This window comes from Microbacterium sp. 70-16 (genome assembly GCF_001898315.1).
Classification (GTDB): Bacteria; Actinomycetota; Actinomycetes; order Actinomycetales; family Microbacteriaceae; genus Microbacterium.
Genome location: NZ_MKTQ01000008.1, coordinates 66,533 through 87,338, shown reverse-complemented (window position 1 = coordinate 87,338; position 20,806 = coordinate 66,533). Strand labels below are relative to the sequence as shown.

General features: G+C 70.7%; 19 protein-coding genes. 12 read left to right on the top strand and 7 right to left on the bottom strand.

The window, feature by feature from the left end; translation table 11 throughout:
• The first annotated feature begins 8 nt into the window (after positions 1-8).
• The 4 genes from mtrB to raiA all read left to right on the top strand — a co-directional run bounded on the left by mtrB (position 9) and on the right by raiA (position 5,075).
• Positions 9-1,796, top strand: coding sequence for an MtrAB system histidine kinase MtrB (gene mtrB / locus BGO46_RS00940; RefSeq protein WP_292674590.1), 1,788 nt, complete (start codon positions 9-11; stop codon positions 1,794-1,796).
• On the top strand, positions 1,793-3,475 hold the full coding sequence (locus tag BGO46_RS00935; RefSeq protein ID WP_292674593.1) for an LpqB family beta-propeller domain-containing protein: 1,683 nt from the start codon (positions 1,793-1,795) through the stop codon (positions 3,473-3,475). The genes mtrB and BGO46_RS00935 overlap by 4 nt, the downstream gene beginning before the upstream one ends.
• Before the next feature lie 140 nt (positions 3,476-3,615).
• Entirely contained in the window at positions 3,616-4,299 is a 684-nt protein-coding gene (locus BGO46_RS00930) for a phosphoribosyltransferase family protein (RefSeq protein WP_292674596.1), read from the top strand.
• Between the two features lie 113 nt (positions 4,300-4,412).
• Positions 4,413-5,075, top strand: coding sequence for a ribosome-associated translation inhibitor RaiA (gene raiA / locus BGO46_RS00925; protein ID WP_292674598.1), 663 nt, complete (start codon positions 4,413-4,415; stop codon positions 5,073-5,075).
• Positions 5,076-5,306: 231 nt separating this feature from the next.
• Here raiA and BGO46_RS00920 read toward each other — a convergent pair whose 3' ends face one another.
• Both BGO46_RS00920 and BGO46_RS00915 read right to left on the bottom strand, forming a co-directional pair.
• The gene (locus BGO46_RS00920; RefSeq protein ID WP_292674601.1) at positions 5,307-6,635 is read right to left on the bottom strand and encodes a hypothetical protein; all 1,329 of its coding nucleotides are present in this window, start codon (positions 6,633-6,635) and stop codon (positions 5,307-5,309) included.
• Positions 6,636-6,728: 93 nt separating this feature from the next.
• A complete protein-coding gene (locus BGO46_RS00915) occupies positions 6,729-7,046 on the bottom strand; it encodes a DUF2249 domain-containing protein (RefSeq protein ID WP_292674604.1) in 318 nt (105 codons plus the stop codon).
• Between the two features lie 218 nt (positions 7,047-7,264).
• On the opposite strand from BGO46_RS00915, the gene secA reads away from it, so the two are divergent.
• A complete protein-coding gene (gene secA, locus BGO46_RS00910) occupies positions 7,265-10,072 on the top strand; it encodes a preprotein translocase subunit SecA (RefSeq protein ID WP_292674606.1) in 2,808 nt (935 codons plus the stop codon).
• A 79-nt stretch (positions 10,073-10,151) separates the two neighbouring features.
• Positions 10,152-11,375 carry a pyridoxal phosphate-dependent aminotransferase gene (locus BGO46_RS00905; protein ID WP_292674608.1) on the top strand — a complete coding sequence of 408 codons (1,224 nt, stop codon included), beginning with the start codon at positions 10,152-10,154 and terminating at the stop codon, positions 11,373-11,375.
• A 31-nt stretch (positions 11,376-11,406) separates the two neighbouring features.
• On the opposite strand, the gene BGO46_RS00900 is transcribed toward BGO46_RS00905, so the two are convergent.
• Positions 11,407-11,847 carry an Rv3235 family protein gene (locus BGO46_RS00900; protein ID WP_292674611.1) on the bottom strand — a complete coding sequence of 147 codons (441 nt, stop codon included), beginning with the start codon at positions 11,845-11,847 and terminating at the stop codon, positions 11,407-11,409.
• A 170-nt stretch (positions 11,848-12,017) separates the two neighbouring features.
• On the opposite strand from BGO46_RS00900, the gene BGO46_RS00895 reads away from it, so the two are divergent.
• The gene (locus BGO46_RS00895) at positions 12,018-12,620 is read left to right on the top strand and encodes a hypothetical protein (RefSeq protein ID WP_292674614.1); all 603 of its coding nucleotides are present in this window, start codon (positions 12,018-12,020) and stop codon (positions 12,618-12,620) included.
• Between the two features lie 60 nt (positions 12,621-12,680).
• Here the strand turns inward: BGO46_RS00895 and BGO46_RS00890 are convergent, their stop codons facing one another.
• Positions 12,681-12,962, bottom strand: coding sequence for a helix-turn-helix domain-containing protein (locus BGO46_RS00890; protein WP_292674617.1), 282 nt, complete (start codon positions 12,960-12,962; stop codon positions 12,681-12,683).
• 97 nt (positions 12,963-13,059) lie between these two features.
• Between BGO46_RS00890 and BGO46_RS00885 the strand changes: the two genes are divergently transcribed.
• Genes BGO46_RS00885 through BGO46_RS00875 form a run of 3 tightly spaced genes read left to right on the top strand, consistent with a single transcriptional unit; the run spans position 13,060 to position 16,506 of the window.
• Positions 13,060-13,692, top strand: a complete 633-nt coding sequence (locus tag BGO46_RS00885; protein WP_292674620.1) for an SAF domain-containing protein — start codon at positions 13,060-13,062, stop codon at positions 13,690-13,692.
• Complete coding sequence (locus BGO46_RS00880) at positions 13,689-14,972, top strand: P-loop NTPase (RefSeq protein WP_292674623.1); 1,284 nt, start codon at positions 13,689-13,691, stop codon at positions 14,970-14,972. The genes BGO46_RS00885 and BGO46_RS00880 overlap by 4 nt, the downstream gene beginning before the upstream one ends.
• Before the next feature lie 34 nt (positions 14,973-15,006).
• On the top strand, positions 15,007-16,506 hold the full coding sequence (locus BGO46_RS00875; RefSeq protein WP_292674626.1) for a PAS domain-containing sensor histidine kinase: 1,500 nt from the start codon (positions 15,007-15,009) through the stop codon (positions 16,504-16,506).
• 13 nt (positions 16,507-16,519) lie between these two features.
• Here BGO46_RS00875 and BGO46_RS00870 read toward each other — a convergent pair whose 3' ends face one another.
• A complete protein-coding gene (locus BGO46_RS00870) occupies positions 16,520-16,768 on the bottom strand; it encodes a WhiB family transcriptional regulator (RefSeq protein WP_196324119.1) in 249 nt (82 codons plus the stop codon).
• A 260-nt stretch (positions 16,769-17,028) separates the two neighbouring features.
• On the opposite strand from BGO46_RS00870, the gene BGO46_RS00865 reads away from it, so the two are divergent.
• The gene (locus tag BGO46_RS00865) at positions 17,029-17,427 is read left to right on the top strand and encodes a histidine kinase (RefSeq protein WP_292674629.1); all 399 of its coding nucleotides are present in this window, start codon (positions 17,029-17,031) and stop codon (positions 17,425-17,427) included.
• 35 nt (positions 17,428-17,462) lie between these two features.
• Here the strand turns inward: BGO46_RS00865 and bcp are convergent, their stop codons facing one another.
• Positions 17,463-17,930: a thioredoxin-dependent thiol peroxidase gene (gene bcp / locus BGO46_RS00860; protein WP_292674632.1), complete on the bottom strand. Its 468-nt coding sequence runs from the start codon at positions 17,928-17,930 to the stop codon at positions 17,463-17,465.
• 95 nt (positions 17,931-18,025) lie between these two features.
• On the opposite strand from bcp, the gene BGO46_RS00855 reads away from it, so the two are divergent.
• A complete protein-coding gene (locus BGO46_RS00855) occupies positions 18,026-19,726 on the top strand; it encodes an AMP-binding protein (protein ID WP_292674635.1) in 1,701 nt (566 codons plus the stop codon).
• A 35-nt stretch (positions 19,727-19,761) separates the two neighbouring features.
• On the opposite strand, the gene rsgA is transcribed toward BGO46_RS00855, so the two are convergent.
• Positions 19,762-20,799 (bottom strand): ribosome small subunit-dependent GTPase A, encoded by a 1,038-nt coding sequence (gene rsgA / locus BGO46_RS00850; protein WP_292674639.1) that lies wholly within the window; start codon positions 20,797-20,799, stop codon positions 19,762-19,764.
• Positions 20,800-20,806 lie beyond the last annotated feature (7 nt).

The window sequence follows — 20,806 nt, the reverse complement described above, 5'->3', positions numbered from 1 at the left end:
GCACCGGCATGACGCCGACGACGGCGACCGTTCCGGTGCGGAGCGGATGGCGGGGCTGGACCGGGTGGAGCGACTGGCGCAGCTGGCCCGGGCGCGTCACCCACGCGTGGCGCGGCTCGCTGCGCTTCCGCACGCTCGTGCTGACCCTGGGGCTCACCGCCTTCGCGATCCTCGGCGCGTTCGTCACGATGGCCCTCGCGATCCAGAACGACCTGTTCGAGTCGCGGGTCGACCAGGTGCAGCAGTCTGTCGCTCGCGCGACGGCGTCGACGCAGCAGACGCTCGATGCCGCACAGGTCGACGGCGACTCGGCGGCGCTGCAGTCGCTCATGGATGCCGCGGTGCTCGCGATGACCCGCCAGTCGGGCACCAACATGATCGCGGGCTTCCGCGTCTCGAGCGAGCCCTCGGTGATCGCGCCGCAGGACTTCGGCCGCAACGGACTCGATGCGAGTCTGGTCAGCGACGGGCTGCGTGAGTCGGTGCAGCGTGACGCTGATCAGCGCTGGTGGCAGTCGATCGGGTTGCCCACCGACGACGGCATCGTGCCGGGGGTCGTCGTCGGCCAGCAGTTGATCTTCCCCGAGGTGGGGGCGTACGAGTTCTACTTCGCGTACGACCTCGAATCCGAAGCGCAGACGCTGCGGTTCGTGCAGGTGACGCTGTGGCTCGTCGGTGCGGGACTGATCCTGCTGATCGGCGGCATCTCGTGGTTCGTCCTGCGCACGGTGACCGTGCCGATCGCAGAGGCGGCTGAGACCAGCGCCACCCTCGCAGCAGGCGACCTGGGCGTACGCCTGGCGGTGCGCGGCGACGATGAGTTCGCGACGCTGGGGCGCTCGTTCAACGCGATGGCCGACTCGATCGAGGCGCAGATCAAGGAGCTCGCCGAGCTCTCGCTCGTGCAGCAGCGGTTCGTCTCGGATGTCTCGCACGAGCTGCGCACGCCGCTGACGACGATCCGCCTCGCGAGCGACATGCTCAACGACCAGCGCGACTCGTTCGACGCGACCACGGCACGTGCCGCCGAACTGCTGCACGCGCAGGTCGAGCGCTTCGAGGTGCTGCTGACCGATCTGCTCGAGATCAGCCGGTACGACGCCGGATCGGTGCAGCTCGAGAACGAGCCGACGTCGCTCGCGCACCTGGCCGAAGACGTCATCGCCTCGATGCAGCAGCTCGCCGACCAGCACGGCACGGATGTGCGGCTGGTCGCCCCCGGCGGCTACTCGCCCGTCGAGATGGACCCGCGGCGCGTGCGCCGCATCGTGCGCAATCTGCTCGGCAACGCGATCGAGCATGGCGAGGGGCGGCCCATCGTCGTCACGGTCGACAGCAATGCGGATGCCGTGGCGCTCGGCGTCCGCGACTTCGGTCTCGGCATGCGCGCCGCCGACGCCGAGCGCGTCTTCGACCGGTTCTGGCGCGCCGACCCGTCACGCAAGCGCACGATCGGTGGCACGGGACTCGGGCTGTCGATCGCGCTGGGCGATGCGCGCCTGCACGGCGGCACGCTCGCGGTGTGGTCCGAGCTCGGGCGGGGCACCAACTTCGTTCTGACGCTGCCACGGCACGGGCATCCCGTCGGCGCCGGAGCGCCGGTGCCCCTCGACCCGGGCGATGACACGCCGCTGGACGATCTGGGGCTCACGCAGCCGATCTTCCTGCCGGATCCGTCGGCGCGGGTCGCGGCCGAGCGGGTCGCGGCCGAGCAGGCCGCCACCGAGAACGCGCCGGTCGGTGTCGCGCAGGTCGCCACCGAGCAGGTCGCCGCCGAGAAGGGGGAGCAGTCATGATGCGTGCGCGCTCATGGGGCACCGCCGCTGCGGTGATTCTGCTCGCCTTCGTGCTGGCGGCGTGCGGCAGTCTGCCGACGACGGGGCCCGTCAACGCGGGGCAGCCCATCGCCGACGACGACTCCAACGACAACCTCGTCCTGATTCCGGACGGGCCGACGAAGGATGCCACGCCGCAGCAGATCGTGGAGGGATTCATCGCTGCAGGTTCCGGTCCGCGCGACAACTGGGCGACGGCGAAGGAGTTCCTCGCGCCCGATGTGGCGTGGAACCCGCGTGCCGGCGTCACGGTGTACAGCGCGGGCCAGCGCGAGCTCGAGGAGGTCGCTCAGGACGAGTTCATCCTCGTGGTGACCCCGGCGGCCACCGTCGATGCGACGGGCGAGCTGTCGACCTCCACCGAGACGGGCGAGATCTCGCTGCCGTTCACGCTCGCGCAGCAGGCCGACGGGCAATGGCGCATCACGCAGGCGCCCGACGGCATCGTGCTCGATCGCACGACCTTCGGCACGGTCTTCGACAGCTATGCGCTGCAGTTCTTCGACCCGAGCTGGACCTACCTCGTCCCCGACGATCGCTGGTTCCCCCGCACCTACGCGCGCACGAGCATCGCCGAAGCGCTTGTCAACGGCGGCCCGAGCCCGTGGCTCACGGGAGCCGTGTCGACCGCGTTCGCGGACGGCGCGCGGTTGGCCACCGTCGCGGTGCCCGAGCAGTCCGGCGTCGCGGCCGTCTCGCTGCAAGAGGGTGCGCGCGACCTCGATCAGCTCGTGCTCGATCGCATGCAGACCCAGCTCGAAGCGAGCCTGGCCACCGCCGGCGTCAGCGAGGTGGACATGCTCGTCGACGAACAGCTGCTGGTCGCCGACGCCGTGACCGTGCGGCGGACGACGGTCGACACCCGTCCGCTGGTGTTGACCGACACTGCTTTCGGATTCCTCTCCGGCACGTCCGTCGAGGAGATCACGGGTCTGTCCGCCGCGATCCTCGAGACGACGGCGACCGATATCGAGGTCGGCGCCGACCGCACGACAGCGGCCGTGCGCGACGCGAACGGCGAGGTGCTCGCGGTCGACAGCGACGGAACGAATGAGGTCCTCGACGACCGTGTCGGGCTCATCGCCCCGTCGATCGACCCGTACGGCATCGTCTGGTCGGTGCCGCAGTCGGAGCCTGCGGGTCTGCAGGCGCTGCGCGCCGATGGTGTCGAGGTGGAGCTGTCGGATGCCTGGCCGGGTGCCTCCGAAGTGCTCGCGCAGCGGGTCTCACGCGACGGCACGCGCCTTGCCGCCGTCGTGCGCACCGGCGACGAGTACGCCCTGTGGGTCGCGGCCATCCAGCGCGACCGCGAGGGGGTGCCGACCGTGCTCGGCGTACCGAAGGTGCTCGCGACGCTGCCGGGCAAGACGACCGCGCTCACCTGGGTCGACTCGGCGACCGTCGCGGTGGTCACCGAGGACGACGGCGACCTGTACCTGTACACGCACCAGATCGGCGGCTTCGGCACGCTCCAGCGCTCGCCGGATGAGGTGACCGCCCTCGCCGGCGGCACGCAGTCCGGCGGCGTGCGGGTGCGCGACGCGGCGGGCGAGCTGTACGGGCAGCGCAGCTCCAACAACTGGCAGCACCTCGCATCGGGCATCCGCGTGCTCGCGATCCAGCAGGGGTCGCCGCGCTGACGCTCCCTTGCGGGTGAGCCCGGGGCCACCCGGTGATCGCGGTGCTCGCCAGTTCCTCCCCAGGCGGCGAATCCGCGAAACTGTCCACAGATCGGCGGTCTGCCGCCCCACGGTGGGCCGTCCGGCGGCATCGTGGGGCGATGGATGCCCCGCACGCACGAACCCCCGTCCGTGAGGCGCTCGCCGGCGCGCTCAGCGTCGTGTTCCCGGTCTGGTGCGTGGGGTGCGATGCGCCCGACGCGACGCTGTGCACCGACTGTCGGCGGCAGTTGCAGCCCACGGTCGTGAGCAGGTCGGTCGGCGGCCTCGCCGTCTGGGCCGGGCTCGAGTTCTCCGGCGTCACCGCCCGCGCGCTGCGGGCCTGCAAAGAGGAGGGTCGCACGTCGCTCGTGCGGGCGCTGGCACCGGCGCTCGCGGCCGCCGCGGCGGCGGCACTGCAGGGCGCCGAGCCCGGCCCGGTCGTCGTCGTGCCGGTGCCGACCTCGCCGTCCGCGATGCGCCGGCGCGGGTACCGCGTGGTCGAGCTCCTCGCCGCCCGCGGTGGCCTGCATCCCCAGCGCCTGCTGCAGGCCACCGGTCGTGCCGGCGACCAGCGCCACCTCGGAATCGACGAGCGTGAGCGCAACGTGCAGGGCAGCATGCGGGCCCGCTCTACGGCGCTCTCCGGGCGCCGTGTGCTCGTCGTCGATGACGTCGTCACGACCGGTGCGACCCTGCGCGAAGCGGTGCGGGCATGCGAATCGGCGGGCGCGCGGGTGGTCGGTGCGGCGACCGTGGCATCCACCCCGCGTCGCTCTGGGGCGACTGCTCAGCACCCGCAATGAAATACACGGCAAATGGAGCGTGACACGCGTCGTACGCCCAGATAGCGTGGGGGTGACAAGGCGAACTCAGGGTTCTCCCTTGACCGGGCGAACCCGGAACAAGGAGGTCAGGGATGGATACCAGCATTGTCGGGGTCGGCGTGAGTGTTTCCGATCGGTTCCGCACCGTCGTGGATGACAAGTCCCTGCGCATCGAGACCCTCGCCCCGCGGGCGCAGCGTCTCGATGTGAAAGTCACACACCGCACGTACCACAACGGTGGTCGCGAAGATGAGACGGTCGAGCTCACCATCACCGGAAAGGGGCCCGTCGTTCGCGCAGAAGCGACCGACGGTGACAAGTTCGTGGCGCTCGACCTGGCGGTCGACAAGCTCGCCGAGCAGCTGCGCCGCGCGAAGGACAAGCGGGTCGACGCGCGCAACCACCCGCGCGGCGCGAAGCTCGACAAGGGCAGCGGTGCGCTGCAGGGCATCGATGTGCAGCCGGCGTCGGTCGACACGCTGCGCGCCGTCGCCACGGGTGAAGTCCCCGTGATCGGGGACGACGCGGAAGAGGAGTACACGCCCGTCGTCATCCGCACGAAGAACTTCGACGCGGAGTGGATGACCGTCGAAGACGCCGTCGACCGCATGGAGCTGGTCGGCCACGACTTCTTCCTGTTCATCGACGCGCGCACCGATCACCCGAGCGTCGTCTACCGCCGCAAGGGCTGGGACTACGGCGTGATCTCGCTGACGGCGAGCGCGCCGCCCGCAGCGGAGGAGCTGGCGTCCTGACACGCTGAGGAACAGAGGGGGGATGCCGCGGCATCCCCCCTCTTGCGTTCCCGCGGCCGCGTGCGGCGGGTCGCCCCGCGGCCGCGCACCCTCCGGTCACCCCGCGAGCGCATCCCGCTACCCGGTCGCCCCGCGAGCGCAGCGAGACGAAACGTCCCTCGTCGAGGTGGCGGCGTTTCGTCTGCGCCGCCTGCGGCGGCTTCGCTCAACGACCGGTGGGGGGAGGCGGCGCTAGTCGAAGATGCCGTCGAGGATGCTGCCGATGACGAGACCGCCGAGGATGCCACTGACGACATCGTTCCCGCCGCCGCGGCGGCCGCCTCCGCCCGCTCCCGGGCCGCCCCACCCGCCGTCGTTCGGGCGGGAGGAGTCGATGTCGCGCTGCGCGAGCTGCAGCGCCTCCGAGGCGAGCTGTCCGCAGCGTCGGGCGTCGGCGAGGGCCTTCTCGCGGTCGTCTTCCGCGATCGGCACTGCCGCGAGTGCCGCAAGGTCGAGCCGCAGCCGCTCCGCCTCGGCCAGACGCGTGCGCGCGTCGGCGCCGATCCAGCCGCGGTGACCCGAGATGACGCTGCGCGCGACGCCGAGCTGTCGGTCGGCGTCGTCGATCGCGTGACGCACGTGCGCCTCGGGAGGAGCAGGGTGCGCGGCACGGTGCCGGGCGGCGGCGACCGCGGCATCCAGCGCCGCATTCGCCGCGCGCAGGCGCGTGAGCTCGGCGAACGGGTCGGGCTTCTGGTCGGCGGGCGTGAGCGCCGACAGCTCCCGCTCGAGCTCGGTCATCGCGGAGGCGACGGCGGGAACCGCGCGCAGATCGCGCGCCGCGGCGAGGTCTTCGCGTGAGTCGTCGATGATCGCGTCGAGCGTCGACTCGGCGCGCAGCGCCTCGATCTCGAATGTGTCGACGGCATCCAGCAGCGCCGTTGCGCGGCGTCCCGCCTCGATCGCGGTCTCCAGCGCCAGGTTCGCCTGCTCGCGCTGGCCGGACTCGCGGCGCTGCGCCGACACGTCGGCACCGTGCGTCGCGAACTCGAGCAGCTGCGTCGCTTCACGGGTGTTGCCGAGGATCTTGCGCATCGCCTCGGGCGAGTAGCGTGTCGACAGGCGCTCCAGCACCGCTTCGACGCGGGGCACGCGGGCCTCGTCGCGCTCGACCGAAGCGCGGATGCCCGCGATGATCTCCGGCGCGCGCCGCGCGCGCTCGACGGGCGCCGCGAGCGCCTGCAACCGGTCGTCGAGCAGATCCTGCGCCCAATCGCACAACTGGATGATGCGCGCGTTGCGCGTGCGCGCGTCTTCGGGCGTGTCGGGAATCTCGTCGTGATTGAGCTGATTGAGCTGGAACGCCTCACCCAGGTGCGTGCGGACGGCCGTCACGGCCTGCCGCAGGTCGCGCGTGGCCTCGGTGCCGAGCTCGAGCTCGGCGAACATCAGCTCGTCGGTCGTCGTGCGCACGCGCTCGTCGGCGGCGACGAGCGCGGCATCGGCGCGGCGCCCCAACTCGGCATCCTGCGCGGCGAGCTGTTCGCGTTCCTTCTTGCGTGCGCCCCAGAATCCGGCCATACGACGATCCTAGAGCGGCGGCCCTCTGCGTAAGCCGGGCGGATGCCCGGAACGCTCCGCTCGTCGCGAACGCTCGCGAACGCGGGGCAGCGGTCAGCCCGCGGCGCGGACGAGCTTGATCCGCCAGCGCTCGGGGCCGCGCTCGAGGTACTCGACGCTGAAGAGGCCGGCCCGGCGCTCCTCGAGCTGGGTCAGCAGCGGCACGGGGTCGTGGGTCGCCGAGAGCACGAGGCCGCTGCCCGGGCGCAGCCCGTCGAGGGCGCCGAAGATCGCCGCGTGTCGCACCGCGTGCGGGATGGTCTGCACATCGAGCTCCGGCAGAGCTTCGTCGTGCCCGCCGCAAGCGCAGCCGCCCGTGGACGCGTGTGCGAGGGCATCCTCACGATTGGAATGCAGGTCGATGCTGGCCATGACTTCCTCTCCCGCGCGGCCGCCCGGTCGCGCTGATCGCGACGGTACCCCGCTCGGTGCGGCCGAGGCGTCCGGATGACCGTGGAAATGCGCCGTGCCAAAACGGACACAGCCCGCTTCAAGGTCACAACCGCATAACATAGGGACGGTGTGTCGCCACCCGTGCGCGCCACGGGTGGTCTCCGCACCACCCGCACCCGAAAGTATGGAGATCCTCCGTGGCAAACCCTCTCGAGAAACTGCTCCGCGCCGGTGAAGGCCGGATTCTGCGCAGGCTGCAGCAGGTCGTGAAGGCAGTCAATGCCCTCGAAGAGGACTACGTGCAGCTCACCGACGAAGAGCTGCGCGGCGAGACCGCCGAGCTGCGCGCCCGCTACGAGGCCGGCGAGTCGCTCGACAAGCTCATGCCCGAGGCGTTCGCCGCCGTCCGTGAGGCCGCCAAGCGCACGCTCGGCCAGCGCCCCTACGACGTGCAGATCATGGGCGGCGCGGCCCTGCACCTCGGCAACATCGCCGAGATGAAGACCGGTGAGGGCAAGACCCTGACGGCGACCTTCGCGGTCTACCTCAACGCGATCGCGGCGCAGGGCGTGCACGTCATCACGGTCAACGACTTCCTCGCCTCGTACCAGTCCGAGCTCATGGGTCGCGTGTACCGCGCGCTCGGCATGACCACAGGCACGATCGTCGCGGGTCAGACGCCCGAGGTGCGCCGTGAGCAGTACAACGCCGACATCACATACGGCACGAACAACGAGTTCGGGTTCGACTATCTGCGCGACAACATGGCCTGGCGCAAGGAGGACCTCGTCCAGCGCGGTCACTTCTTCGCGATCGTCGACGAGGTCGACTCGATCCTCATCGACGAGGCGCGCACGCCGCTCATCATCTCGGGTCCCTCGTCGGGTGAGGCGAACCGCTGGTTCGTCGAGTTCGCGAAGATCGCGAAGACGCTCGATGCGGGCGAGGACTACGAGGTCGACGAGAAGAAGCGCACGATCGGCGTCCTCGAGCCCGGCATCGAGAAGGTCGAGGACTACCTCGGCATCGACAACCTGTACGAGTCGGCGAACACGCCGCTCATCTCGTTCCTGAACAACTCGATCAAGGCGCTGGCCCTGTTCAAGCGCGACACCGACTACGTCGTCATGAACGACGAGGTCATGATCGTCGACGAGCACACCGGCCGCATCCTCGTCGGGCGACGCTACAACGAAGGCATCCATCAGGCGATCGAGGCCAAGGAGGGCGTGCCGGTCAAGGCCGAGAACCAGACGCTCGCGACCGTCACGCTGCAGAACTACTTCCGCCTCTACGACAAGCTCGCCGGCATGACAGGCACCGCCGAGACCGAGGCGGCGGAGTTCATGTCGACCTACAAGCTCGGCGTCGTGCCGATCCCGACGAACAAGCCGATGATCCGCAAGGATCAGCCCGACCTCGTCTACAAGAACGAGCCGGCGAAGTTCGCCCAGGTCGTGGAGGACATCGCGCGCCGACACGAGACCGGGCAGCCGGTGCTCGTGGGCACCGTGAGCGTCGAGAAGAGCGAATACCTGTCCCGCCTGCTCGCGAAGAAGGGCATCAAGCACGAGGTCCTCAACGCGAAGAACCACGCCCGCGAGGCCGAGATCGTCGCCCGCGCCGGGCGTCTGGGGGCCGTCACGGTCGCGACGAACATGGCCGGCCGCGGCACCGACATCATGCTCGGCGGCAATGCCGAGTTCCTCGCCGTCCAGGAGCTGAAGGCGAAGGGCCTCGACCCGGTCGAGACGCCGGAGGAGTACGAGGCGGAGTGGGATGCCGTGTACACGCAGATGCGCGACACGGTCGCCGAGGAGGCCACGAAGGTCGTCGAGGCGGGCGGTCTCTACGTGCTCGGCACCGAGCGGCACGAGTCGCGGCGCATCGACAACCAGCTGCGCGGTCGCTCGGGCCGTCAGGGTGACCCCGGCGAGAGCCGCTTCTACCTGTCGCTGACCGACGACCTCATGCGACTGTTCCAGTCCGGTGCGGCCGAGGCGATCCTCGCCCGCGCTAACTTCCCCGACGACGTCGCGATCGAGTCGGGCATGGTCTCGCGCGCCATCAAGAGCGCACAGTCGCAGGTCGAGGCGCGCAACGCCGAGATCCGCAAGAACGTGCTCAAGTACGACGACGTCCTGAACCGCCAGCGCGAGGCCATCTACGCCGACCGCCGTCACATGCTCGAGGGCGATGACCTCTCCGACCGCGTGCAGCACTTCATCGAGGATGCCATCGGTGCCGTCATCGACGACCACACCGGCGCCGGCCACAACGAGAGCTGGGACTTCGACGCGCTGTGGACCGAGCTGAAGACGCTCTACCCCGTCGGCGTCACGATCGACGAGGTCGTCGCCGAGAGCGGCAACAAGGGCCGCGTCACGCCCGACGGACTCAAGCGCGAGATCCTCTCCGACGCGAAGATCGCGTACACGAAGCGTGAGGAGACCCTCGGCACCGCCGCGACGCGCGAGCTCGAGCGCCGCGTCGTGCTGCAGGTGCTCGACCGCCGCTGGCGCGATCACCTGTACGAGATGGACTACCTCAAGGACGGCATCGGTCTGCGCGCGATGGCCCAGCGTGACCCGCTGATCGAGTATCAGCGCGAGGGCTACCAGATGTTCCAGGCGATGATGGGCCAGATCAAGGAGGAGTCGGTCGGCTTCCTCTACAACCTGGACGTCGAGGTGCGTCAGGCCGGCGACGGTCAGGTCGAGGCCAAGGGGCTGCAGGCTCCGCCGGTCGAGGCGCAGAAGCTGCAGTACACGGCGCCCGGTGAGGCCGGCGAGGTCGAGGTGCGCAACGACCGCGGCCAGGTGCAGCAGGCGGCGACCTCGAAGCTGCGTGAGGCGGCGCAGGCCGCCGCGGCTGCGCAGGCTGCACCCGCCGCGCCTGCTGCCGAGGGGGATGCCCCGCGAGGCGCCTTCGGACAGCGCACGGATGCCCCGGCATCCGCCCCGCAGAACCGCGCCCAGCGTCGCGCCGCCGACAAGAAGAAGTAACCCCGCCGCCCGCACTCGCCATGAGGCGGGGGCCACGGGGCGGCGATTGGCACCTGGGCGGCGGGGATATCCTGAGTCGATGAGCCCGCGCATCCTGGACCAGTCATCGAAGCTGAAAGACGTCCTCTACGAGATCCGTGGTGCCGCCCTGGTCGAGGCCGATCGCCTCGAGGCCGACGGCCACCGGATCCTGAAGCTGAACACCGGCAACCCCGCCGTCTTCGGCTTCGAGGCGCCCTACCAGATCGTGCGCGACATGATCGAGGCGATCCCGCACGCGCACGGCTACAGCGACAGCCGCGGCATCATGTCCGCTCGCCGCGCCGTCGTGAGCCGCTACGAGCAGACCCCCGGCTTCCCGCACGTCGATCCCGATGACGTCTACCTGGGCAACGGGGTGTCCGAGCTCATCACGATGACGATGCAGGCGCTGCTGGACGAGGGCGACGAAGTCCTGATCCCGTCACCCGACTACCCGCTGTGGACGGCGATGACGAGCCTGTCCGGCGGCACACCGGTGCATTACCGCTGCGACAACGACAACGACTGGCAGCCCGACCTCGACGACATCCGCGAGAAGATCACGCCGCGCACGAAGGCGATCGTCGTCATCAACCCGAACAACCCGACCGGCGCCGTGTACTCGCGCGAGACGCTCGAGGGCATCGTCCAGATCGCGCGTGAGAACTCGCTACTGCTGCTGTCGGACGAGATCTACGACCGGATCCTGTTCGACGACGCGCAGCACATCCCGCTCGCGACCCTTGCACCCGACCTGCTGTGCCTCACCTACAACGGTCTGTCCAAGACGTACCGCGTCGCAGGGTACCGCTCGGGCTGGATGGTCATCACGGGGCCGAAGAAGCACGCGAGCGGGTTCCTCGAGGGCATCCAGCTGCTGGCCTCGACGCGCCTGTGTCCGAACGTCCCCGCGCAGCACGCGGTGCAGGCGGCGCTGTCGGGCGTGCAGTCGATCGATGCGCTGATCGCGCCGACCGGGCGTCTGCACGAGCAGCGGGATGCCGCGTACGAGGGCCTGCTGGCGATCCCGGGCGTCCAGTGCTCGAAGCCGCGCGGCGCACTGTACGCCTTCCCCCGGCTCGATCCCGAGGTGTACGAGATCCACGACGACGCGAAGTTCGTCTACGACTTCCTCATCGCCGAGCACGTGCTGCTGGTGCAGGGCACGGGCTTCAACTGGCCGACGCCCGATCACTTCCGTATCGTGACGCTGCCCGAGGCCCGCGTGCTCACCGAGGCGATCGAACGGCTCGGCAACTTCCTTTCCTCGTACCGGCAGTAAGCCGAGCCGGGATGCCGCGCGGCATCCCGGCTCACAGGATGCTGAGCGACGTCGCGCGCCAGCGGCCGTCCCAGCCCTCGAGGCGGACGGCGACGGCGCGCGTGCGCGCCGCGCCCGCGGTGATCACGACACCCTCGACGACGCCGTCGGCGGGGGAGGAGCAGTGCGTCGAGAGGATGCGGAACGCCGGCCGTGCGGGAGCGACGCCCCGCGCGTTGCGTGCGCGAGCGGAGAGGTTCGCGCGGGTCACGAGCGCGCGGAAGGCGTCCTCGCCGAGCCAGCGCGCGAGCTGGTCGGCCTCGCGGACGCCCGCGAGCACCTCGAGGACGCCGACCGTGAGGTTCACGAGCAGAGGCTCGGGCGCGGGAAGGTCGGTCGTGGGGGTGGGCTGCGGGGCGAAGTACTCGGCGACGTCGAGCGCCGAACCCGGTCGCCCGGCGGGGTGCGCAGCCTCGGATGCTGAGCGAGCCATGGTGACCTCCTGGAGCCGGGCGACGTGGGACCGAGTACAGCGACGTGGGACCGAGTACAACACAGCGCCGCAGCACGTGGGATGAGAATCCCCTCACCTGTGGATAGTTCGGCCGCTCCGGCTGTGGATAGTTCTCGCGTGGCATCCCGCCAGCCGCGTACCCTCGCGACGTGCGCTGGGACCGGTTCTTTGAAGACCTCGAAGATCAACTCGACTCCGAATGGGAGGCCGAGCGTGCCGCGCTGGACACCGAGGCCGAACGGCTGCGGCTCTCACGCGTCAGCCTGCGCGAGCGGCTCGTCGCGCTCGCGCGCGATCCGCGCCCGGTCAGTGTGCAGCTGACCGACGACACGACGCTCGTCGGTCGGCTCTCCCGCGTCGGGGCCGACTGGCTCGCGGTCACGGCGGAAGGTGCGGACGGCGCTGGCGGCATCGTGGTCGTGCCGCTGTGGGGCATCGTCGGCATTGCGACGACGGCGGACGCCGTGCTCGCGAGCGTCCGCGATGCGCAGGCCGGCCCCGCGATCGAGCAGCGCATGGGCTTCGGGTTCATCGTGCGCGATCTTGTCCGTCGGCGTCTCGCGGTCGGCGTGCAGCTGCACAGCGGCCGCACGCTCAGCGGCACGATCGACCGGGCGGGCGTGGATCACCTCGATCTCGCCCTGCACGATCCAGGTGCACCCCGGCGCGCCGAGAACGTGACGGGCTACCGGCTCGTCCCGTTCACGGCCGTCGTGGCGGTGCGCCTGTCGGCAGGCGGCGACCTGGTCTGAAGCGGGCGCGGCGCTGCCCGTGGCCCCGCCCCGGCGCTGCCCGCGGCCCCGCCCCGCGTCTCAGTCCGCGCCGCGCACGGGGCCCCGGCCCCACAGCTCGGGGAAGCTCGCGGCCTGCGACTCGCGCCACAGCGCCATGCGGCGAGCCTCCTCAGCCTGGTCGTCGAGGTATCCCTCGACGCTGTCCGCCTCGATCCGCCAGCGCGCGGGGGAGCCGACCTTCATGCCGCGCAGCTGCCCGTCGAGCACCAGCGCGATCACTTCGTCGACGGGCAGCTGCAGCATCTCCGCGACTTGCGCGGGCGTGAACAGTCGAGCCCTCGAATCGGGGGTTTCGGGCATGAGGCAATTATGGTCTGCGATCCCTCGCGCAAGCCGCTGAACTCTCGCCTGTGGATAACATCGGCACGCGACCGCCGTCGCGCGTCACGATATTGGCATGACGACCGATCACTCCGCCGCGCGCCCGCGGCCCCGCGCCTTCTGGACCGACATCCGGTTTCTGCTCGGGGTCGCGCTCATCGTGGCATCCGTCGCGGGCGTCTGGCTCGTCGTCGCCGCGGCCCGGCAGACCGTGCCGGTCTTCGCCGCCGCACGCACGATCGTGCCGGGCGAGACCGTCGGCTCGGCGGATCTGCGCGTCGTCGAGGTCAGCCTCGGCCAGATCGAAGAGGCGTATGCCTCACCCGCGACGCTCGAGCCGGGAGCTGTCGCCGTCCGCACGATCCCCGCGGGTGAGCTTGTGCCGCGCGACGCGATCGGCGACGCGGCGGGCCTGCGCACCACGACGGTCGTCGTGCACAGCGCGACCGAGCTTCCGGCGGCGGTCGCATCTGGCTCGGTCGTCGAAGTGTGGGCCGCGCCGCAGCTCGAGCGCGGCGTGTTCGACACGCCGCGCATCCTCGTGCCCGCCGCGACGGTCGTCGCGGTTGCGGAGGATGACTCGATCATGGGCACCGCAGGTTCAGCCGTCGAACTCGTCATCGAGCGGGCCGACGTCGCCGACACGCTCGCGGCGATCTCGGGCGGCGCGAGTCTGTCGATCGTCCCGACGGCGGGCGGCACCCGGTGACCGGCGTGTCGGCCCGCACGCGCGTTGTCGTGGCGGTGGGCGGCGCCCGCGGCGACGATCTCGCAGTCGAGTTGCGCGCGGCGGGTGCCGACGTCCGTCTCGTCGTGGATGCCGACGCACCGGCATCCGCCGTCATCGATGCCGTTCCCGAGGTCGACCTCCCCGGGGTCATCGAGCTGCGCGGCGAGTTGACGCGCCTCGACGTGCTCGTGACGACCGGTGACCGGGGCGCGCTGACGCCTCAGCTCGTCTCGGCCTGCGACCGGTTCGGCGTGCGCATCGTCGCCCTGTGCGAGGGTGCCGCGCAGCGGCGCGTCGCCGAGGCATTCGGCGTCGTCGCCTGCGGCCTCGACGCGACGGCGGACGAGCTGCTCGCACCCGCGTGGAACGACGCCCCGGCCGCGCCCGCAACGCGCGGGCGGGTGATCGCGGTCTGGGGTGCCGCCGGCGCTCCCGGGCGCACGACGATGGCGATCGAGCTCGCCTGCGAGCTCGCGCGTGACGGACGCCGGGTCGCGCTCGTCGACGCCGACGCGCACGCGCCCTCGCTCGCGATGGCCACGGGACTCGCGGACGAGGGGCCCGGCTTTGCGGCGGCGTGCCGCCAGGCCGAGCGCGGCACCCTGACGACCGCTGAGCTCACGCGCATCGCGGTGCGGCTGGGTCCCGTCGACGTGCTGACCGGCATCAACCGCCCGAGCCGTTGGCCCGAGCTCGGGCAGGCGCGCGTCGCGAGCGCGCTGGAGCGCTGCCGTGATTGGGCCGATGACATCGTCGTCGACGTCGCTGCGCCTCTCGAACGCGACGAAGAGATCGTGAGCGATCTCGAGGGGCCGCGCCGCAATGCGGCGACGCTGGCGGCACTGGCATCCGCCGATCTCGTCGTCGCGGTCGTCGCCGCCGACCCCGTCGGTGTGTCGCGGTTCGTGCGGGCGCACCCCGACTTGCGGGCCGTGATCGGCGCGACGCCGGTGCGGATCCTCGTCAACAAGACCCGCACTTCGACGCTCGGCCTCGACGCGCGTGGGCAGGTGCGGCGCACGCTCGAGCGCTACGCCGGTGCGCGCGACATGTGGTTCGCGCCGTGGGATGCCAAGGCGGCCGATGCCGCGACCCTCGCCGCGCAGCCGGTCGCGCACGTCGCGGGCCGGTCGCCGCTGGCGGCGGCGATCCGCCGGTTCGTCGGCGAGGCGATCGAGCCGCCCGCGCCGGCACGCAGCGCGCAGCGCGAGACCGCGCGTGTGCGCCGCGCCGGCGTGCGTCGGGCGCGCACGGCATAGCGCGCGCGTGCGCCGGGCGCCCTAGGCTGGGGGAGTGTCGACACTCAGCGATCTCGTCTACGCCCAGGGCCGCTCTACGGCGGCGGATGTCGAGTGGCTGCATCGCCTCGCCGGCGACGGGCAGCTGTTGGCCGACCTGGCCTTCGCCGACATCGTGATCTGGGTGCCGACGGCCGATGACTCGTTCATCGCCGTCGCGCACACGCGCCCGAGCGGTGCGGCGACGCTGTTCTATCGCGACATCGTCGGCGACCGGGTGCGTCCGCAGTGGCGGACGCAGGTGCGGGATGCCTTCACGCGCGCCGAGATCGTCGATTCGGCGTCACCGGACTGGTTCGAGGAGACCCCCACGCGCGTGCGGGCGGTGCCGATCGTGCGCGAGCACGGCACCGCTGACCGACCGGCGACCGTCGTGGGCGTTCTGACCCGGCACACCAATCTCGGTGAGGCGCGCACGCCGTCGCGCCAGCAGATCACGTTCAACGACTGCGCCGACGACGTCTTCGGCATGATCGCCTCGGCAGACTTCCCCGATCTGGCGGCGCCGACCTCGCCCCGGCGCGGCGCGCCCCGGGCATCCGACGGGCTCATCCGCATCGACGTCGACGGTGTCACGACCTTCGCAAGCCCCAACGCGCTGTCGGCGTTCAACCGTCTCGGCTTCGAAGACGAGCTCGAGGGCGAGTCGCTGCTGGAGGTGTCGACGGGCATCCTGCCCAAGGGGCGCCAGTTCGACGAGTCGCTGCCGATCGTGATGGCCGGCCGCGCCCCCTGGCGCACCGACATCGAGGCACGCGGGGTGACGGTGTCGCTGCGCACGATTCCGCTCAAAGACCACGGTCACCGCATCGGCGCGATCGTGCTGTGCCGCGATGTGACCGAGATCCGGCATCAGGAGCAAGAGCTCATCACGAAGGATGCCACGATCCGTGAGATCCACCACCGCGTGAAGAACAACCTGCAGACGGTCGCGTCGCTGCTGCGCATCCAGTCGCGGCGCACGCGCTCGGACGAAGCGCGCGACGCGCTCATCCAGGCGATGCGGCGCGTGTCGGCGATCGCCGTCGTGCACGACACGCTCTCTGAGGGGCTCGCGCAGAACGTCGACTTCGACGAGGTGTTCGCCCGCGTGCTCAAGCTCGTCGCAGAGGTCGCGGCCTCACCCAACACGCGGGCGCGCACGTCGAAGACGGGCACGTTCGGCACGCTGCCGAGCGAGTACGCGACGCCACTCGCGCTCGCCCTGACCGAGCTCGTCACCAACGCCGTCGAGCACGGGCTGGCCGATCAGGAGGGCGAGGTCGAGATCATCGCCGAGCGCACCGAGGACCAGCTCGGCGTCAAGGTGCGCGATACCGGCGTCGGACTGCCTGAGGGGCAGGTCGGTCGGGGCCTGGGCACGCAGATCGTGCGCACCCTGATCCAGGGCGAGCTCAGCGGGACGATCGACTGGCACACCCTTGTGGGCTCGGGCACCGAAGTGACGATCGAGATCCCGATGCGCTACCTGGACCGCGGCGAAGTGCGCGGTTAGTCGGCGACGCGCGTCAGCTGGCGCGGCGTGCGCGCGCGGCGCGACGCTTGAGGGCGCGACGCTCGTCTTCAGAGAGGCCACCCCATACGCCCGAGTCCTGACCGGTCTCAAGGGCGTACTGCAGGCAGACCTCGGTGACCGTGCAGCGTGCGCACACGGCCTTGGCCTTTTCGATCTGTTCCACGGCGGGCCCGGTGTTCCCCACGGGGAAGAACAGCTCGGGGTCGACGGTCAGGCAGGCGGACTTGTCACGCCAATCCATAGGGGTGCTCCTTGATGCGGGATTGAGAAGTGGGTGGGTGCGGACTCGGGCGTCCGATACCCTGGTGGGTGCGCGGGCATAAGCTCGCCCCACTTCGCTGTGGGAGCACATTGCTTTATCCATGGTCCCATGCAGATTCAGATGAATCAAGGGTGAACTCGGCAATTTCACGCGGGGATGCTGTGGATCCGCCGCATGACCGGGTGATCTCGTGGCATCCGCAGCGCCTGTCCCGGCCGTATTCGAGGAGATTCCCGCCCATGTCGATCACCGTTCCCGAGCGACTGGCCACGGCTCTGCTGGCGCTGGAGGGGCTTGCCCTGCTGTGTGTCGCGGGGTGGGAGGTCGTCGCGCTCGTCGGTGGTGACACGGATGACCCGACCAGTTCGATCGCGCTGATCGTGCTGACGGTGATCGGTGCCGCCGCGGTGGTCGCGTTCGCTGTCGCGGTCTCGCGCGGGCAGTCGTGGGGGCGCTCGGGCGGCATCGTGACGCAGTTGCTCATGCTCGCCGTCGCGCTCGGCGCGGTCACCGGGCCCGCGCCCGCGCCCGGGTTCGCGCTCGTCGTGGCGGCGCCGGCCGTGCTCGGGCTCGTGGCGCTGTTCAGCGCCGCCCGCCGCGCGGGCGTGCGGCGCAAGCAGGAGTCGCCGGAGGGCTGATCGGCGGAACCGGGCAGGCTGCCGGAATGCCGGTCTCAGCCGAGCCCGAGCAGCTTGCGTAGCCGCGCGACGTGCCCGGTCGCGCGCACGTTGCGCAGCGCGTGGGTGACCTGCCCGTCGGCATCGATCACGAACGTCGAGCGGATGACACCCTCGATGAGCTTGCCGTAGTTCATCTTCGCGCCCCACGCGCCGTAGGTGGCGTGCACGACGTGGTCGGGATCGCTCAGCAGGGCGTAGGTCAGCCCGTCGCGCTCGCGGAACTCGCGCAGCTTCGCGGGCAGGTCGCGCGAGATCCCCAGCACGGTGTACCCGGCCGCCTGCAGGGGAGCGAGGCTGTCGCGGAAGTCGCACGCCTCTTTCGTGCACCCCGGAGTCATCGCCGCCGGATAGAAGAACAGGATCACGCCGCCGCCGCGCAGGTCGCTCAGCGTGACCGGCTTCTCGTCCTGGTCGACGAGGGTGAAGTCGGGCGCAATTGATCCGGTCTCGGGCAGCGTCATGGCATCCAGCCTAGGCGGCGGAGGCAGGCGGCGAGGCGGCGCGGCGGTCGTAGACTGAGCCAGCGTGCCGCGGACGGTGCGCAGATCGAGACACCATGGCTTCCACTTCCGCCGGCGACGCGTTCCGCGCGGCCCGCGACCTGCTTCTGACCCACTCGCACGATCTCGCGGCGGCCCGTGCCGCGTTCGCGTGGCCTGACGTGGGCGACCACTTCAACTGGGCCGTCGACTGGTTCGACGCCATCGCGACAGGCAACGAGCGCCTCGCGCTGCGTGTCGTTGAGGAGGACGGCGCCGAGACGGCCATCACATACGACCAGATGCGCCGCCGGTCGAACCAGGTCGCGAACTGGTTGACCGCGCGCGGCGTGCGCCGCGGCGACGGCATCATGCTCATGATCGACAACCGCGTCGAACTGTGGGAGGCGATGCTCGCGATCATGAAGATCGGCGCCGTCATCCTGCCGACGTCGGTCGTGCTCGGCGTCGACGACCTCGCCGAGCGCATCGAGCGGGCCGGCGTGCGCGCCGTGATCGCCGACCCGGCGGATGCCGTGAAGCTCGACGGCGTCGCGGGCGAGCTGATCCGCATCGTCGTCGGCGGCACGCGGCCGGGCTGGCACGCATTCGACGACTCGCTCGCAGCGAGCGAGGAGGCACCCGGCATCGTCGTCGACTCGACCGACGCCGCGATCGTCTACTTCACGAGCGGCACGACCTCACGGCCGAAGATGGTCGAGCACACGCACATCTCCTACCCGGTCGGCCACCTGTCGACGATGTACTGGATCGGCGTGCGCCCGGGCGATGTGCACATGACAATCAGTGCGCCCGGCTGGGGCAAGCACGCGTGGAGCCTGTTCTTCGCGCCGTGGATCGCCGAGGCGACGATCTTCGTCTACAACTACCGCCGGTTCGATCCCGTCGCGCTCGTCGACCAGCTCGACCGCGCCGGCGTGAACACGTTCTGTGCTCCGCCGACGGTGTGGCGCATGCTCATCCAGGCCGACCTCGACACCCGCCCGCACGGGCTGCGCGAGCTGCTGTCGGCGGGCGAGCCGCTGAACCCCGAGGTGATCGCGACGATCGAGCGCTGGTGGGACATCCAGATCCGCGACGGGTACGGACAGACTGAGCTCACCGCCGTCATCGGCAACCCGCCGGGCATCCGTCTCAAGCCGGGCGCGATGGGACATGCCCTGCCGGGCAACGACGTCGTGCTGCTCGACCCGGTGACCGGTGAGGTCTCCGACGAAGGCGAGATCTGCCTGCCGACGGTGCCGGTGCGCCCCCTCAACCTGATGCCGGGGTATCTCGGCGAGCCCGAGCGCACGGCGAAGGTCGAGCATGACGGCTACTTCCACACGAGCGACGTCGCCGTCCGTGACGCCGAGGGGTTCCTCACGTTCGTCGGCCGCACCGACGATGTCTTCAAGGCGAGCGATTTCAAGGTCTCGCCGTTCGAGGTCGAGTCGATCCTGCTGACGCATCCCGCCGTCGCCGAGGCCGGCGTCGTGGGCGCGCCTGACGAGGTGCGCCTGAACGTCGTGAAGGCCTACGTGCACCTGGCATCCAGTGCGACGCCGGATGCCGAGACGGCGCGCTCGATCCTCGCGCACGCGCGAGAGCATATGCCGCCGTACATGCGGGTGCGCCGCGTCGAGTTCTTCGAGCTGCCCAAGACGATCTCGGGGAAGATCCGTCGGGTCGAGTTGCGCGAGCGCGAAGTCGAACGGGCGGGCACCCGCATCGATACGGAGTTCCGCGAGAGCGACTTCGCGGGCCTCAAGGGCTGACGGGTCTCAAGGGCCGAGCTCCCGAGCGTCGGCCCTCAGGAGAAGGTCTCGAGCAGGCGCTGCAGCGAGTCGAGGCGCGCCGCGCCGCGCTCGCCGAGGCGGCCTTCGGCCACGGCTTCGATGATGGCGCAGTCCGGGGCATCCGGCAGATGCGTGCACCCGCGCGGGCAGTCTTCCGCAACAGCCGCCAAGTCGCTGAAGGCCTTCAGGATGTTGGCCGGGTCGACGTGCCCGAGGCCGAACGAGCGCACGCCTGGTGTGTCGATGACCCAGCCTCGGCCGCTCGCACCGAGGTAGCGCAGCGACACCGTCGAGCTCGACGTGTGCCGGCCGCGGCCGGTGACCTCGTTGACATGTCCCGTGGCGCGGCCCGCGGTCGGCACGAGCGCGTTGACGAGCGTCGATTTGCCGACGCCGGAGTGCCCGACGAAGACGGTGGAGTGGCCGACGAGGTGCGCGCCGATCTCGTCGACCGGCATGTCGCCCGACCCGCTGCGGAACACGCGCAGGTCGTCGACACCCTCGAAATGGGCGAGGAAGTCGGTCGGGTCGGCGAGGTCGGTCTTCGTCACGACGAGAAGGGGGTGGATGCCGGCATCCAGCGCCGCGATCAGGTAGCGGTCGACCAGCCGCGGGCGCGGCTCGGGGTCGGCGGCTGCGACGACGATGAGCATCTGGTCGGCGTTGGCGACGATGATGCGCTCGACCTGGTCGGTGTCGTCGGCGCTGCGGCGCAGCAGTGACGTGCGCTCCTCGATGCCGACGATGCGCGCGAGCGTTCCCTCGTCTCCGGTTGCATCGCCGACGACGCGGGCGCGGTCGCCCGTGACGATCGGCTGCTTGCGCAGCTCGCGCGCACGCGTCGCGAGCGCCGTGTGCTCGTCGGGGCCGTCTTCGTCGATCAGCACGGTGTAGCGACCGCGGTCGACGCCCAGGACTCGTGCGATGCGCGCGTCGGCGTGGGCGGGGCGACGCTTGGTGCGCGGGCGGTTGGCCTTCGGGTTCGGCCGCACACGCACGTCCGACTCGTCGAACTCAGGCTCGTCGTCGTCGAGGTCGTCCAGCCAGCTCATGTCAGAC

Bases quoted from the DNA above. Each gene is read 5' to 3' on its own strand.
- BGO46_RS00915 (WP_292674604.1), bottom strand. From the start codon at position 7,046: ATGGCCAGCATCGACCTGCATTCCAATCGTGAGGATGCCCTCGCACAC.
- BGO46_RS00930 (WP_292674596.1), top strand. From the start codon at position 3,616: ATGGATGCCCCGCACGCACGAACCCCCGTCCGTGAGGCGCTCGCCGGC.
- BGO46_RS00855 (WP_292674635.1), top strand. From the start codon at position 18,026: ATGGCTTCCACTTCCGCCGGCGACGCGTTCCGCGCGGCCCGCGACCTG.
- BGO46_RS00865 (WP_292674629.1), top strand. From the start codon at position 17,029: ATGTCGATCACCGTTCCCGAGCGACTGGCCACGGCTCTGCTGGCGCTG.
- raiA (WP_292674598.1), top strand. From the start codon at position 4,413: ATGGATACCAGCATTGTCGGGGTCGGCGTGAGTGTTTCCGATCGGTTC.
- BGO46_RS00890 (WP_292674617.1), bottom strand. From the start codon at position 12,962: ATGCCCGAAACCCCCGATTCGAGGGCTCGACTGTTCACGCCCGCGCAA.
- BGO46_RS00920 (WP_292674601.1), bottom strand. From the start codon at position 6,635: ATGGCCGGATTCTGGGGCGCACGCAAGAAGGAACGCGAACAGCTCGCC.
- rsgA (WP_292674639.1), bottom strand. From the start codon at position 20,799: ATGAGCTGGCTGGACGACCTCGACGACGACGAGCCTGAGTTCGACGAG.
- BGO46_RS00885 (WP_292674620.1), top strand. From the start codon at position 13,060: ATGACGACCGATCACTCCGCCGCGCGCCCGCGGCCCCGCGCCTTCTGG.
- BGO46_RS00935 (WP_292674593.1), top strand. From the start codon at position 1,793: ATGATGCGTGCGCGCTCATGGGGCACCGCCGCTGCGGTGATTCTGCTC.
- BGO46_RS00870 (WP_196324119.1), bottom strand. From the start codon at position 16,768: ATGGATTGGCGTGACAAGTCCGCCTGCCTGACCGTCGACCCCGAGCTG.
- BGO46_RS00905 (WP_292674608.1), top strand. From the start codon at position 10,152: ATGAGCCCGCGCATCCTGGACCAGTCATCGAAGCTGAAAGACGTCCTC.
- BGO46_RS00900 (WP_292674611.1), bottom strand. From the start codon at position 11,847: ATGGCTCGCTCAGCATCCGAGGCTGCGCACCCCGCCGGGCGACCGGGT.
- bcp (WP_292674632.1), bottom strand. From the start codon at position 17,930: ATGACGCTGCCCGAGACCGGATCAATTGCGCCCGACTTCACCCTCGTC.
- mtrB (WP_292674590.1), top strand. From the start codon at position 9: ATGACGCCGACGACGGCGACCGTTCCGGTGCGGAGCGGATGGCGGGGC.